This window comes from Marinitoga sp. 1155, from assembly GCF_001021175.1.
In the GTDB taxonomy this organism is placed as follows: domain Bacteria; phylum Thermotogota; class Thermotogae; order Petrotogales; family Petrotogaceae; genus Marinitoga.
On the sequence record NZ_AZAX01000013.1, the window covers coordinates 1 to 15,093 of the forward strand.

A 15,093-nucleotide genomic window follows, 5' to 3' on the forward strand; every position below is an offset into this window, starting at 1 on the left:
ACCATTTTTCATATAGAAATAATATCCTTCATAAAAAGCATTTTCTAACCCGCTTAAATTATATTTATTATCATTATAAGCATTTAATTCTCCTAAAAAATTAAAACCTTTAAAATCATGTGTAACTTTAAAAGCAAAACCTTGAAATGATTTTATATTGTTCATATTATTGTCCATTCGTAGCGAAAAATTAAAACCATAAGTTATTAAAGAAATTGCAGTAATTAATATAATAAGAATACTTTTCTTCAACTTAAATCCCCGCCTTTTGAATATTTTTTTCAAAATTCTTTAACTCTCTTAAATCATTTTCTGGCAATTTTCTGTTCACAAGATAAAAAAGGTTAGAAATTAGTCTGTGCAATGTCATATCATTTATTCTATTTCCTTTTTTTACTAAATTCCATTTTGGAGAAATTTTAAAAACTTTATCGAACACATCAGGATATTCAAAATTTCCTTCGAAAGCTATATCAAAAACAATAGAATTTTCTGGTATATATTTTGTTGGTATTATAAATTTTTCTGAAGGAACAGCAGAAATAATTATATCAGAAATAGAAACAAATTTCATAATATCCTCATAATCTGTATATTTTTGACAAACTCTAACACTTGCGTTTTCATTTAACATCATCAAAGCAAGAGACCTTCCAACAGCAAGAGAATCATTAATAACTACAATTTTTTTACCTTCTAATTTGAACGGATTTTCAAATAAATTATCTGGGTATATTCCGTTAATTTTAAAATAATTTTCATAAACCAAATAATTTCTTTTTAATACATATAATATTCCTTTCGCAGTAGGAGGTATAACCAATTTTCTTAAATTCTCATTGTCACTATAAAATTCATGTTGAACCAGATACCCCATATATTCGTGATTTAATCCCTCAACATCTTTTTCGATGGACACTAAATTCATAAAATAGGTATCTTTTATATTAAAGGGAGTGGGATACATGACAATAATACCGTGAGTATTATTGTCATTATTATAATACATAATTTTTTTCTCCAATTCTAATTTGCTCGAAACATTATCAAGAACAAAATTTATATTGTATTTTTTACAGATATTCTTAATTCCTTTTGCGTAAGAAATACTTCCAGCATCATCAGAAGTCAATATGCAGGTTAACTGAGGTATAATATTATTTTTTTTGTATAATTCGATATTTTTTTTAAAAATTGGCTCATCAAAAGTACGAATTAAATATGCGATATCGAATAATTTATTTTTGAAATCCATCACCCCCAAAACTTTTTTGAAAATTTTAATAATTACTCATCATCAAGCATAATAAAGTCTTCATTTTCATCAATATCAACGCTGTCCATGATTTTTTTCCATTCTTCTTCAACCTTTTCCAGTTCATCATCATCTTCAACAGCATCTAAAAACAACTCGCCATTATTTTCATTAACCTTAAAAGCTACAGTATCTCCCAGGATAATGTCTTCACTATCTTCTTCTCTAAAAGCTTCATAGCAGATCCAGTATTTTTTGCCTTCAATATTTAATTCTTCCACAAACATAAAATTATATTCATTGCCATCTTCTCCTGTAATTGTGAAAAATTCCAATCTATCCATATATATCCCTCCAAAGTTTAATATTTTCTATTATTTATAGATATACTTTCTGAACATTCTATTATTATTTTAAAATAAAAATATGAAATTCCAGTGTCTAAAATATGATATAATATAAAAGAATAAGGGGGTTTTAGTTTTGAATTTATTAGAAATGCGTATTAAGGGTTTTAAAAGTTTTGCAAAAAATACAATATTAAATCTAAATGCAAATATTGTTAGCGTAGTTGGACCAAATGGCTCTGGCAAATCCAACATAGTTGATGCTTTAAGATGGCTTCTTGGAGAACATTCTTCTAAACAGATAAGGATTTCGGAAAAATACGATGTTATATTTGGAGGATCAGAAAAATATCCACCATCAAAAAAAGCAGAGGTTTTTATAAAAATAAAAGATATAAAGGGAAAAATCAGAACAATAGGTAAAATACTAACAATAGACGGGAAAACTCAATATAAAATAGATAATAGAAATGCCAGATTAAAAGATATTTTTGATGTTATTGGTGGATCAGGTGTGGGAAAATCTTTTTATTCGATTATATCTCAAGATCAGGTTAGAGAATTAGTTTCAGCTTCTTCAGATCAATTAAGAACTATAATAGAGGATGCAGCTGGAATAAAAATATATCTGGATAAGAAAGAAATTGCATTGAAAATGTTAAATCAAACAAAAGAAAATTTAGAAAGACTAAATGATGTTTTATATGAAGTTGAAAAAAGAGTTAGATCGTTGTCCAACAGAGCTTCAAGAGCAAAAAAGCATGTAGAATATAATAATGAATTAAAGGTTATAGGAACAAAATACTATGGAGCGAAAAGTCTATCTATAGACAAAAAAATGAAAGATATAGAAGATAAAATAAAAAATAACAGGTTGAAAATAAAAGAGTATCTTTCTGAAAGCTTTGAAGTGGAGAGATTATATAAAGAGTTGAGAAAAGAAATTGAGGAAAAGGAAGAGCAATTATCAATATATGGAGAAAAGATCGAAAATTTCAGACAGAGATTAAAATCATATGAAGAAATGAAATTACATCTTGAGAAAGAGATTAATGATTTAAATTCTAAAATTGTTGAAAAGGATTGGGAAAGAAAAAGATTTGAAGAAGATTTGCAAAAAAACAAAAAAAGATATGGAGAAATAAATGATTTGCTTGGGAAATATGAAAGTGAGATTGAAACGTATATAAAAGAGATTAAAACAATAGAAGAAGAAAAAAGAAAAATAGAGAGTTCTATTTCAGAAGAAATGAATAAATTGACAGAGTTAAAAGAAAATATAAAAAAGACAAATAATGAATTAAAAAATCTTGAAAGTAAAAAAAATAAATTAATTAATGAACTGGCTGATAAAGAAGAGAGATTAAATTTTTTAAATGTAGAAAAAGATAATCTTGAAAAAACTATAGAAAAGCTCGAAAAAAATTTAAAAAGGATTGAAACAGAATTAAAAACAATAACAAAAAAAGAGGAAAAATTAAATGAAGAAATATATGAAAAAAACATAGTAGTGGAAGAATTACATACTAAATTAACTAATATATATAATTATTTGAAAAAGCTAAAACATGATAAAGATATAACAGAGAGAAAAATACAAAATCTGTCATTTCAAATTACAGAATATGAAGGATTTTCTTTTGCGATAAAAAAATTATTTGAAGCATTTCATAAAGAGGAAAATTTAATAGATGTTGTTTTAAATTTAATTGAAGTTCCTGAAGAACTTGAAACAGCAGTGATGATGGTTGCAGGGTATAGATTGCAAAATGTAGTTGTAAAAAATTCAAGATATGTATCAACATATATAAATTATTTAAAAGCGGAACAAGCTGGGAGGATCACATTTATTCCTCTTGATTTAATCAATCCAAGGATAAAAAAATATAAAGAATTAAGCAATGAGCCAGGATTTTATGGATATATTATAGATTTAATAAATTATAAAAAAGATTATGAAAAAGCAATACAATATATATTTGGTAATGCCGTTGTAGTCGATGTACTAAATACCGCTTTAAACATTAAAAACAATTATAAAAATATTTCTTTGACTATAGCCACTGTTGATGGAGAAATAATAAATACATCAGGAGCGATAACAGGTGGTAAATCAAAAGGAAACAATTCAACGTTATTATTGTCAAGAAAAAGAGAATTACAGGATTTAAAAGAAAATTTAAAAGAAATTGAAGAAGAGATAAAGGCAAAAGAAGAAGAATTAAAAAAAGTAGAATATGAATATAAAAAAGATTCCTTAGAATTAAAAAAGCTGGAGGATAAACTGAATGAAATAAAATATAATAGATTAAATGGAGCGAATTCATATAAAGAATTTAAAAACAATTACGAATCTGCTAGAAAAAGATATAATGAGATTATAAATAGAATAGATTCTTATGAAATACGACAAGAAGAAATAAAGGAAGAATTAGTTGATATTGATAATATGATTTTAGAAAACACAGAAAAAATAAGTTATTTAGAAACAAAAATATCTGAAATAGAGAAAACAAATCACACAACACATGAGGAACTGCGGTTAAAAATAGCTAAATTAGATGAATTGAATCTATATAAAAACTCAATAGAAACAAAAATATCCGAATATTCCTCTGAAAAAACAAAAATAAAAAATGAGATAAATACAATAAATAATACAATAGAAGAGATAAATAATCTATTAAACGAATTAAAAATACAGATAAACAGGAAAAAAAGCGATTTGGTGGAGTATGAAAAGGAAATAAAATCCATGAATAACGAAATAGAAAATGCATTTAAAATGTTGAAAATGAGTAGAGAGGGAAAAACTGAAAAATTTAGCGAACTTGAAAAATATGAACACAAAAAAAATGAATTAAAGGATAAGATTGATGAATTAAAAAATATATCCCATGATCTGGATTTGGAAATACAAAATTTAAAACATGAAAAAGACTTTTTAATAGAAAAGGCTAAAAATGTTGGTATAGAATTGTCTGATTTTATATATGAAGAATTATCTGAAATGGAAATATTAGCTCTTGAAAGAAGAATAGAAGACATAAAAAAAGCATTAAAACATATAGGTAGTGTTGATTTGGGAGTTTTAGATGAATATGAAATGGTAAAAAGTGAATTAGACGATAGACGAAAACAAAAAGAAGATATCTTACAATCAATAAAATCTCTAAAAGAAGGCATAGAAAAGATAGATAATGAAGCTGAAGAAAAATATTTAAATACATTCAATCTTGTTAATGAAAAATTTGGGCAATTTATAAAAGAATTGTTTGTTGGCGGAGATGGAGTGTTAAAAATGGTTGGAGAAGGTAAAGCATTTGAAAAAGGAGTTGAAATATCTGTAAAGAAACCCGGTAGAAATTTTCAAAAATTACAATTATTCTCTGGGGGAGAGAAAGCTTTAATAACTTCTGCATTTTTATTTGCTCTAATGAATGTTAATCCGAGTCCTTTTTATTTATTGGATGAAATAGATGCGCCTCTTGATGATATAAATGCAGGGAAACTTGCAAAGCTGATAAAAAATCATGCTCAAAAAACGCAATTTATAATAATAACGCACAATAAATTGATGATGGAAATAGGTGAGATTTTTCATGGAATAACAATGAGACATGGTGTTTCTCAAGTTGTTCCTGTTGATTTTAAATTTATAGAAAAGTTAGAAACCACATAAAAATTAATATAAAATTTATTTATCAGCCCTTGATTCAAATAAATCAAGGGCTTTTTATTTTGTGTGATAGATATAAAATAAAGATTATTTCACTATTTTAGAAATGGGTAATAGAAATTTTTTTAATATGTTATTACAACTGATTAACTCACATTATAAGTAGATATGTAAAATTATTTAAGCATATCTTTCTAATATATTACTTGTAATATTTTGATAATAAGTATATAATACTAAATATAAATACAACAAAAACAAAAAACTGAAAAAGTTTTTTATTTTATTTTTCTAAAGGGGGGAAAGAAATGATAACGTTTAGTTATGACTATGTGAAACCCAAAACACTAGACGAAGCCCTGGAAATACTAAATAAAGAAGATGCTTATCCTATCCTGGGTGGAACTGACTTAATTGTGAAAATGAGAGCAGGAAGAATTAAACCAAAATTAGTAGTTGATTTAAAGGGAATTGATGAACTATTTCATGTAGATTTTTCAAAAGATGCAGGATTAACTTTTGGTGCTGGACTAAAACTCAATGTATTAATTGAAGAATTCAGTTATATTAAAGAGTATTATCCAACATTGTATCAGGGAATCAGAGTTGTCGGAGGATATCAAACCCGCAATAGAGGAACTGTAGTTGGAAATATTTGTAATGCTTCTCCAGCCTCAGATACAGCCCCGGCTTTACTTACATATGATGCCGAATTGACATTAGTTTCATTAAACGGAGAAAGAAAAGTTAAGATAAAAGATTTCTTTACTGGACCTGGAAAGACAGTGTTAGAAAAGGGTGAAATAGTTAAATCTATACATATACCATATGAAGGTGAAAGTGTTGGAAGGTATTATAAAGTCTCAAGGATTAAAGCTGTTGATCTTTCTACAATAGGAATGGCGCTAACAATTATTGATCCAAAAGGGAAAAGAGATATTAGAGTTGCTTTAGCTTCAGTAGCTCCAACACCTGTAAGAATTTTTGAAGCTGAAGAATTTATAAAAGATAAAGAATTAACAATGAAAAACGTGGAAGAATTTGCTCAGATTGTTCAGGATAGTGTGAATCCTATTACAGACGCAAGAGGTACTGCAGAATATAGAAAAAGAATGGCTAAAATATTACCAATTAAATTATTAAGAGAATTGAATATGATAAAGGAGGGATTATAATGAAAATTGCTTTTACTGTAAATAATGAAAATATTGAAGTGGAAGTAAAACCAAATGAAACCCTCCTCGATGTTCTAAGAGAGAAATTGTATTTAACAGGTGCAAAAGAAGGCTGTGGAAATGGAGAATGTGGAGCATGTACTGTTATATATAATGGAAGACCTGTGAATTCATGTTTGGTTTTGGCTCCTGAGGCTGATGGTGCTGTTATCGAAACAGTTGAAGGATTGACAAAGGATAATAAACTACATCCAATTCAGGAAGCATTTATAGAAGCAAATGCATTTCAATGCGGTTATTGTACTCCAGGCTTTATAATGTCCACAAAAGCTATGCTGGAAAAAATACCAAATCCTACAAAAGAAGTTATTGTAGAAAGATTGGCAGGAAATTTATGTAGATGTACAGGGTATACTGTTATTTTAGATGCTGTTAAATTAGCTGCCCAGAAAATGGGAGGTGCAGAATAATGAAATATGAATATAAACCACCAATTAAATTTGAACATGTTGGAAAACCTATGAACAGAGTTGACGGATTCGAAAAAGTTACCGGAAATGCAAAATATGTAACTGATATGTTTTTTCCAAATATGCTTTATGCTGCAGTTAAAAGAAGCCCTATACCCCATGGAATTATTAAAAACATAGATACTTCAAAGGCTGAGTCCCTTCCTGGTGTAAGAGCTATAGTAACAGGAAAAGATGTTCCATATAGACAGGGTATATATTTAGTAGATAGACCTATTATAACGCCAGATAGGGTAAGGTATGTTGGAGAACCTGTTGCAGCCGTTGCTGCAGATTCATTGGAAATTGCAAGAAGAGCTGTTGAACTAATAGAAGTAGAATACGAAGAAATGCCAACTGTTCAAGATCCTAGAGAATCAATGAAAGGTGAGGTTTTAATTCATCCAGACCTTGCAAAGTATGAAAGATTACCGATTTATAATATTGAACCTGAAAAAAATGTTTTTCATCATCATAAAACAAGAAAAGGAGACGTTGAAAAAGGATTTAAAGAAGCAGATGTTATTGTTGAAGGTGATTATTATCTACCTCAAATGTATCATGCGCCACTTGAACCACATGCAGCAATTTCTTTCTGGGATTATAACGAAAAATTGACTGTATGGTCAAGTGCACAATCTCCATTTACATTAAGAAACTTAATTGCTGTTGCATTTAAAATCCCAAGACATAAAGTTAGAGTTATTGCTCCATATGTGGGTGGAGGATTTGGTGGAAAAGCTGGTATAAATATGGAAGGTATTGTAATTGCATTATCAGAAAAAGTAAAAGGAAGACATATAAAATTAGTATATACAAGAGAAGAAGATATCTCAGCTGTTGTTAGACAGGCTATGTATGCCCATGTAAAAACAGGAGTTACTAAAGAAGGAAAAATAGTTGCAATGGAAGCAACGTTAATTTTCGATGGTGGAGCATATGCGGAATATGGAACTAATGTTGTTAGAGCTGCAGGATATACATTGCCTGGTGGATACTATGTGCCAAATCTAAAAACGGACTCATATGGCGTATACACCAACCATTTCCTTGGTGGTGCTTTTAGAGGTTTTGGGCATGGTGAGCTGCACTGGGCAACAGAAAGAAATTTAGATGAAGTCGCTCAAAAGTTAGGAATGGATCCACTTGAATTAAGATTGAAGAACGTTCTAAAACCAGGGTTAACCAATTCTATGGGTCAAACTATACATCATGATACAGGTGATATTGAAGCTTGTTTTAAAAAAGCTGCAGAATTGATAGAATATGATAAAAAATCAAAACAACCTGAGAATCCAAGAAAGGTTAGAGGAAAAGGAATCGCTGGACTAGTTAAAGCACCAGCTATGCCAACAAATGCCGGTTCTGCTGTAATAATAAAATTCCATGAGGATGCTACAGTCACGTTACAAGCAAGTATTCAGGAAATTGGTCAAGGCTTCAATACTGCTGTTACTCAAATGGCTGCAGATGCTCTACACATCTCGCCAGACAAAATACATTTCGTAATGCCTGTTGATACAGATGTAAACCCATATGAATGGCAGACTGTTGCTTCAAGAGCATTATGGACAGTTGGAAATGCATTATATAGAGCTGCAGAAGATGCTTTAAATCAAATTAAAGATACAGCATCCAAAGTATTGGGTGTTGCTCCACATAATCTTGAAGTTGAAGACGATAGAGTTTATGTTAAATATAGACCTGAGAAATATATTTTATTAAAAGATATCGTTATGGGGTACACTTATCCAGATGGTCATGCAATTGGAGGTCCTGTAATAGGAAGAGGAAGTTTTGTCCCTGAAATGTTAACAAACCTTGATCTTGAAACAGGCCAGGGAAATGCAGCTGCTGAATGGACATTTGGTGCTCAAGCTGCTGAAGTAGAAATTGATTTAGATACTGGAGAACTTAAGATGCTCAAATTAGTTGGTGTTTTTGATGCTGGAACAATTATTAATCCTATTACTGCAGGAGGACAGGTTGTTGGTGGGATGATTCAAGGCATGGGTCCCGCATTATTTGAAGGGGTTAAATACAATGATAAAGGATATCCTTTAACTATATCATTTACCGATTATAAAATACCTACTATAGCAGATATACCAGAGGAAATAAAATATGACTTTGTTCAAACATTTGAAGAATCTTCTCCATTTGGGGCAAAAGGTGTTGGAGAACATCCTATGATTTCTGTTCCGCCAGCAATTGCTTCAGCAATATATGATGCACTTGGAGTAAATGTTAATGAATTACCATTAACAGCAGATAAAATCTTAAATGCTTTAGATAAAAAAAATAATAATTAATTTATATGTCTATCCAAATCTTTTTTAGGAGGGGAGAAACATGAGCGAAAGCGAATATTTGAATATCGTTCCACAGGAAGATAGAAGTAAAGGTATGGGAACTGGGGGATTAATATTACTTGGATTACAACATACCTTTACAATGTTTGGTGCAACAGTTTTGGTTCCTTATTTGACAGGAATTCCTGTTAACGTTGCTTTATTTACCGCTGGTCTTGGGACGTTATTATTTCATTGGATTACTAAATGGAAAGTACCAGTCTTTTTAGGTTCGAGTTTTGCATATATTGCACCAATAATAGCGGTTACAATGCACTATATGAAAGAAGCAGGTTTGCAATATGGAAATATTCAGGATGCAGTAAATGCAGGGGTAGATCTGAAACCATATCTAGCATATGCAACAGGAGGTATCTTTTTAGCTGGTTTGGTTAAATTTGGTTTTGGATGGCTTATAAAGCTCATAGGAATTAGACGATTTGAAAAGTTATTCCCGCCTGTAATATCTGGAACAATGATTATATTAATTGGTTTAATCTTGAGCCCTGTTGCAGTGAATATGGCAAGCGGTAATTGGTGGATAGCATTAGTATCGTTATTTACAGCTATTATAGTTAGATTATATACAAGAGGATTTAGTAGGTTAATTCCTGTTATTTGGGGGATTATCGTGGGCTATATTGTTGCAGCTATTACTGGAAATGTTCATTTTGCAGAAGTCGGAACAGCTGGATGGGTAGGATTCCCGAAAATTTATTTACCAAAATTTTCATGGTATGCTGCTGCTGCAATAGTTCCAGTAGCTATTGCTCCATCAGTAGAACACTTTGGTGATGTTTTTGCAATATCTGCAGTTGTAGGGAAAAAATTCTATGAAGATCCAGGAATGCATAGAACATTAATGGGCGATGGATTGGCAACATCATTGGGTGGATTCTTAGGTGGCCCTGCAAATACAACATATAGTGAAAACACTGGAGTTTTAGCATTCACAAAAGCTTTTAACCCATGGATTATGAGAATCGCTGCATTTTTTGCGATATTAATGGCTATGATACCAAAAGTTGGAGCAATTGTCAGATCAATCCCTGTTCCTGTAATGGGTGGAATAGAAATATTATTATTTGGTATGATTGCAAGTATTGGTGCAAAAACTTTAATTAATAATCAAGTAAAAGTTGAAGGAAAGAATTTAGTAACAATGTCATTAATGTTAGTTACTGGTTTAGGTGGAGCTGTATTTCAAGCTGGGAACTTTGCATTACAAGGGTTAGGACTTGCTGCTGTAGTTGGTATAGTTGTTAATGGTATATTATCTTTAACCGGTGCATCTGACGAATAATTCTTAGTGAGGTTTAAAATGGTCGAAATATCAAATACGACTTTTGCTAAAAAAGGATATGCTAAAAGTTTTTTCAAAACCAAACATTCAAATTATTTTTTGTTTGATGATGATGACATTTTTACCATTTCCACTTATGATAATAGGGTTGGGGCTTTGGGGATGGTCGCCCCTCCCCATTTTTTGAAATTTTCAACATTAAAAATTGAAAATAATTATTTGATATTTGATGATAAATTTATTTTGAAGGATTTTTCTATTTATAATCCTAAAATTAATAAAATTATTTTCTACGAAACATACAATAAAGTAAAAAATATACTGAAAAACAGATTAGATTATAGAATTTACAATAAGATTATTAATTCTTTAGAAAATAGTTCCTTTATTGATTTAATAGGTTTTGGACCAGGATTAACTCCGTTATTTGACGATATTCTATCTGGAATATTATTATTAAATTATTTTTACAACAAAAAGTTAGATTATAAAACTATATTAAAAATAGCAAAAACAAGAACAAATAATCTTTCTTATTTTCAAATGAAATACGCCACAAATGGTTATGCACCAAAACCTGTTAAATTATATTTAGAAAATATTAATAAGGCTGCATTGTTAAACATGGGGGATACTTCAGGATTAGGTTGGATGTTAGGTATATCATTTTTCATTGATTTGGAGGGATAAACGTGGTTTATAAAATGATTAAACCAAATGCATATTATGATTCCGTTACATTAATGCTTATAACAGAAGATATAAAGAAAAAAGATAACGTTGAAGAAGCTCTTGTTGGAATGGGTACAGAAACAAATAAGGAGTTTTTAAAAGAATTGGGAATGCTCGATTCAGAGTTAGAAAGTACCACTCCAAATGATTTATTGATTGTGGTCAAGGGTGAAAATATAAATATGGAAGAAATTGAAGCAGAGGTTGAAAAATTACTTAAAGCAGAAACTCAGGAAGATGAAGGTGAAAAGTTTTACCCATCACTTGAGAGTGCGGTAAAAAGATTAGATGGAGCAAATATGGCAGTTATTTCCATAGCTGGGGAATATGCTGGTCTAGAAACGAAAAAGGCTCTAGATATGGGATTAAATGTAATGTTGTTTAGTGATAATGTACCAATAGAAACAGAAATAGACCTGAAGAAATATGCACTTGAAAAAGGATTGCTGGTAATGGGGCCAGATTGTGGAACAGCAATAATAAATGGAGTACCCATGGCATTTTCAAATGTAGTAAAACGAGGAAAGATTGGTATTGTGGCAGCATCTGGAACTGGGGCTCAGGAAGTTTCATCCATAATATCAAATCTTGGTTGTGGAATATCTCAATTGATTGGTACAGGTGGAAGAGATGTAAAAAAAGATGTTGGTGGATTAATGTTTTTAGAAGGTATTAAAAGATTAATTGAAGATGATGAAACTGAAATAATTGTTCTTGTATCAAAACCACCTTATCCAGAAGTTGTCTCAAAAGCAGTGGAATTATTGAAAAAAACAAACAAAAAACATGTAGTTCATTTTGTCAATGGTATTGTAGAAGATTCTGAAATAACAGTAGGTCATACGCTTGAAGATGCTGCAATAAAAGCTGCTTTATTATGTCAGGGAAAGGAAATAGATAAAGACGAATATACATATTTTGACTTTTTAGAATCATTTGATTTTGATGTAAAGGTTAAAGAGGAAGTAGCTAAAATAAAAGAAGGTAAATATATAAGAGGATTATACTCTGGTGGAACTCTTGCCGATGAAACAATGGTATTATTAAGCAAAGAAATAGGCGGTATATATTCGCCTAAACCATTAAATCCTGAATATTTACTGGAAAATATTAATGAAAGTAAAGAGCATACAGTTGTGGACATGGGAGAAGATGAGTTTACAGTAGGAAGGCCGCATCCTATGATTGACTTTACAATGAGAAAATCAAGATTGATAAAAGAATATATTGATAAAGATACAGCTATTATTATGGTGGATGTTGTATTGGGTTGGGGATCACATATGGATCCAGCAGGTGAAATTGCAGAAGCTGTAAAAACTGCAAGGGAAACTTCAGATAAATATAGATGTGTAATTGCAAATATTTGTGGTACATATGAAGATCCACAAAAGTATTATGAACAAAAAAAGAAACTGGAAGATGCTGGGGTTATAGTCTTCCCAAGCAATGCAAGTGCAGTAAAATTTGCAGTTAATGTTTGGAAGGAGTTGGGAAGATGAGTTTATTTAAAGAAGAATTAAAAATAGTAAATATAGGATTAAAATCATTCTATGAAGATTTGAAAAAACAGGGAGCAAATGTTGTTCATGTTGATTGGAAACCACCTCTTGGTGGAGCGAAAGCAGTTGAAATATTAAATGAATTTTCAAAGTTAAACATTGATATTGAAAAAGCAAATGCAGAAGCAGTAGAAAGAATTATGAATTCTCAGCCTACATTGGTTGGAATGGGGATAGCAAAAGATGTTGTTCCAGGTATGAAAGATAATTTAATTTTACATGCAGGTCCTCCAATTACATGGGATCGAATGTGTGGCCCTTTAAAGGGAGCTATTATTGGTGGATTGATTTATGAAGGAAAAGCTAAAGATGAAAAAGAAGCTATTGAGTTGATTGAATCTGGTGAAATAGAATTTGATCCATGGCATCATCATGATGGTGTTGGACCTATGGCTGGAGTTGCGACAGCTTCTATGCCTGTATTTATCATAGAAAATAAAACATATGGTACGAAAGCTTATTGTACAATGAATGAAGGGTTGGGAAAGGTTTTAAGATATGGAGCCAATGGCCCTGATGTAATTGAAAAATTAAAATGGATGGAAGAAATATTATATCCTGTTTTGAAAGAAGCAATTGAGATAAAAGGTGAAATTAATCTAAAGAATCTAATCGCTCAGGCCGTTCAAATGGGAGATGAATGTCATAACAGAAATAGAGCAGCAACCTCATTATTTATAAGAGAAATAGCTCCTGCGATATTAGATACTCATTTTTCAAATAAAGAGAAAAAAGCAGTTATAGAATTTATCAATGCCAATGATCATTTCTTCTTAAATCTTTCAATGCCAGCAGCAAAATCAGCAACACTGGCAGCAGAAGGAATAAAGGGGAGTACTGTAGTTACAGTAATGGCAAGAAATGGAACGGATTTTGGTATTAGAGTAGCAGGATTACCAGGCAAATGGTTTGTTGGTACTGCTCAGGAAGTTGAAGGTTTATACTTCCCAGGATTTACAAAGGAAGATGCAAATCCTGATATTGGAGATAGTACAATTACAGAAACTGGTGGATTTGGCGGCTTTGCAATGGCTGGAGCCCCAGCAATAGTAAAATTTGTTGGTGGGACGGTTCAGGAAGCTATTGATACAACCTTAAAGATGTATGAAATAACAGATGCAGAAAATAATACATATAAAATACCATTCTTAAACTTCAGAGGAACTCCTACAGGGTTAGATATAAAGAAAGTTGTTGAGAAAGGTATATTACCAAGAATAAATACTGGTATAGCTCATAAAGATCCAGGCATAGGTCAAGTTGGGGCAGGATTGACCTATCCGCCTATGAACATATTTATAGATGCATTAGAAGCATTTGTAAAAGAATACTCAGACTAAGGGGGGATTATTGTGGCAGGTATTAAAGTGTATGATTTAACTCAAAAGATAGGCATTACAACACCACCATGGCCAGGTTACGAGCCAATGAAATTATGGTATTTCAAAAGGATGATGCTTCAAAAAGTTAATGGTCAAATAGTACAAACAAGTATGCATAATGGAACTCATCTTGATGGACAAAGACATTTTATGACAGGTGGAAGAGATATAGCTTCATTGCCATTAGACGGTTATTTATTCCATGAAGGTGTAATATTAGATATTTCCAAAGAAGTTGGAGATTTTGATATCTATACACCTGAAACATTATTAAAAGTAGCAAAAGAAAATGATCTTGAAATCAAAAAAGGTGATATTATAATTATTAACACAGGATATCACAAATATGCATGGGATCAACCAGAAGCAAATGAAAATAAATATTATTATTTCCATCCAGGACCTGATCAAAGATTTGCGGATTGGTTAAAAGAAATGGAAATTAAATGGGTTGGCGTAGACTGTGGTTCTGCTGACCATCCAATGAATACTATATTAAGAGAATACAGACCTGAATTTGCTGCTATGGCAGATAAGCATTTTAGAGAAAAATATGGAAAACCTCTTGATGAATATTTTGATGATAAAACTTATCAATTAATGCATATTGATTTATTCCCACATTTGATTTTACATGCAGAAAATCTTGGTGGAGAAATAGATAAAGTATTAAACAGAAGAATGTACATTGGTATATTCCCGTGGAGATTAGTTGATGGGGAATCAAGTATCGCTCGTGTAGCTGCATTTGAAATAGAATAATATAAAACGAATAAAAAAAGTAATGGAGGGGAAAGA

The 15,093-nt window shown here is 30.8% G+C and carries 12 protein-coding genes; 9 read left to right on the forward strand and 3 right to left on the reverse strand.

The annotated features are described in order from the left end of the window. From X274_RS05450 to X274_RS05460, 3 genes are all read right to left on the reverse strand, one after another. A partial coding sequence (locus X274_RS05450) for a hypothetical protein (RefSeq protein ID WP_047265808.1) occupies positions 1-252 on the reverse strand: 252 nt, incomplete at its 3' end. A gap of 1 nt (position 253) precedes the next feature. Further along, entirely contained in the window at positions 254-1,255 is a 1,002-nt protein-coding gene (locus X274_RS05455; protein WP_047265809.1) for a bifunctional 5,10-methylenetetrahydrofolate dehydrogenase/5,10-methenyltetrahydrofolate cyclohydrolase, read from the reverse strand. Positions 1,256-1,287: 32 nt separating this feature from the next. Continuing rightward, complete coding sequence (locus X274_RS05460) at positions 1,288-1,599, reverse strand: DUF1292 domain-containing protein (RefSeq protein WP_047265810.1); 312 nt, start codon at positions 1,597-1,599, stop codon at positions 1,288-1,290. Between the two features lie 139 nt (positions 1,600-1,738). Between X274_RS05460 and smc the strand changes: the two genes are divergently transcribed. The 9 genes from smc (at position 1,739) to X274_RS05505 (ending at position 15,057) form a co-directional block, all read left to right on the forward strand. Continuing rightward, entirely contained in the window at positions 1,739-5,284 is a 3,546-nt protein-coding gene (gene smc / locus X274_RS05465; RefSeq protein ID WP_047265811.1) for a chromosome segregation protein SMC, read from the forward strand. Between the two features lie 305 nt (positions 5,285-5,589). Continuing rightward, the gene (locus X274_RS05470) at positions 5,590-6,456 is read left to right on the forward strand and encodes an FAD binding domain-containing protein (RefSeq protein WP_047265812.1); all 867 of its coding nucleotides are present in this window, start codon (positions 5,590-5,592) and stop codon (positions 6,454-6,456) included. Next, complete coding sequence (locus tag X274_RS05475; RefSeq protein ID WP_047265813.1) at positions 6,456-6,926, forward strand: (2Fe-2S)-binding protein; 471 nt, start codon at positions 6,456-6,458, stop codon at positions 6,924-6,926. The genes X274_RS05470 and X274_RS05475 overlap by 1 nt, the downstream gene beginning before the upstream one ends. Then, positions 6,926-9,277, forward strand: coding sequence for a xanthine dehydrogenase family protein molybdopterin-binding subunit (locus X274_RS05480; protein ID WP_047265814.1), 2,352 nt, complete (start codon positions 6,926-6,928; stop codon positions 9,275-9,277). The genes X274_RS05475 and X274_RS05480 overlap by 1 nt, the downstream gene beginning before the upstream one ends. Before the next feature lie 40 nt (positions 9,278-9,317). Continuing rightward, complete coding sequence (locus X274_RS05485) at positions 9,318-10,619, forward strand: uracil-xanthine permease family protein (protein WP_052913189.1); 1,302 nt, start codon at positions 9,318-9,320, stop codon at positions 10,617-10,619. Positions 10,620-10,637: 18 nt separating this feature from the next. Beyond that, positions 10,638-11,309, forward strand: coding sequence for an oxamate carbamoyltransferase subunit AllH family protein (locus X274_RS05490; protein WP_047265815.1), 672 nt, complete (start codon positions 10,638-10,640; stop codon positions 11,307-11,309). 2 nt (positions 11,310-11,311) lie between these two features. Next, positions 11,312-12,853, forward strand: coding sequence for an acyl-CoA synthetase FdrA (fdrA, locus tag X274_RS05495; protein WP_197072579.1), 1,542 nt, complete (start codon positions 11,312-11,314; stop codon positions 12,851-12,853). Next, complete coding sequence (locus tag X274_RS05500; protein ID WP_047265816.1) at positions 12,850-14,253, forward strand: DUF1116 domain-containing protein; 1,404 nt, start codon at positions 12,850-12,852, stop codon at positions 14,251-14,253. The genes fdrA and X274_RS05500 overlap by 4 nt, the downstream gene beginning before the upstream one ends. Positions 14,254-14,265: 12 nt before the next feature. Then, entirely contained in the window at positions 14,266-15,057 is a 792-nt protein-coding gene (locus X274_RS05505) for a cyclase family protein (protein WP_047265817.1), read from the forward strand. Positions 15,058-15,093: the final 36 nt, after the last annotated feature.

Coding starts and splice junctions, on each gene's coding strand:
- X274_RS05455 (WP_047265809.1), bottom strand. CDS start 1,255: ATGGATTTCAAAAATAAATTATTCGATATCGCATATTTAATTCGTACT.
- X274_RS05460 (WP_047265810.1), bottom strand. CDS start 1,599: ATGGATAGATTGGAATTTTTCACAATTACAGGAGAAGATGGCAATGAA.
- X274_RS05470 (WP_047265812.1), top strand. CDS start 5,590: ATGATAACGTTTAGTTATGACTATGTGAAACCCAAAACACTAGACGAA.
- X274_RS05475 (WP_047265813.1), top strand. CDS start 6,456: ATGAAAATTGCTTTTACTGTAAATAATGAAAATATTGAAGTGGAAGTA.
- X274_RS05480 (WP_047265814.1), top strand. CDS start 6,926: ATGAAATATGAATATAAACCACCAATTAAATTTGAACATGTTGGAAAA.
- X274_RS05485 (WP_052913189.1), top strand. CDS start 9,318: ATGAGCGAAAGCGAATATTTGAATATCGTTCCACAGGAAGATAGAAGT.
- X274_RS05490 (WP_047265815.1), top strand. CDS start 10,638: ATGGTCGAAATATCAAATACGACTTTTGCTAAAAAAGGATATGCTAAA.
- X274_RS05500 (WP_047265816.1), top strand. CDS start 12,850: ATGAGTTTATTTAAAGAAGAATTAAAAATAGTAAATATAGGATTAAAA.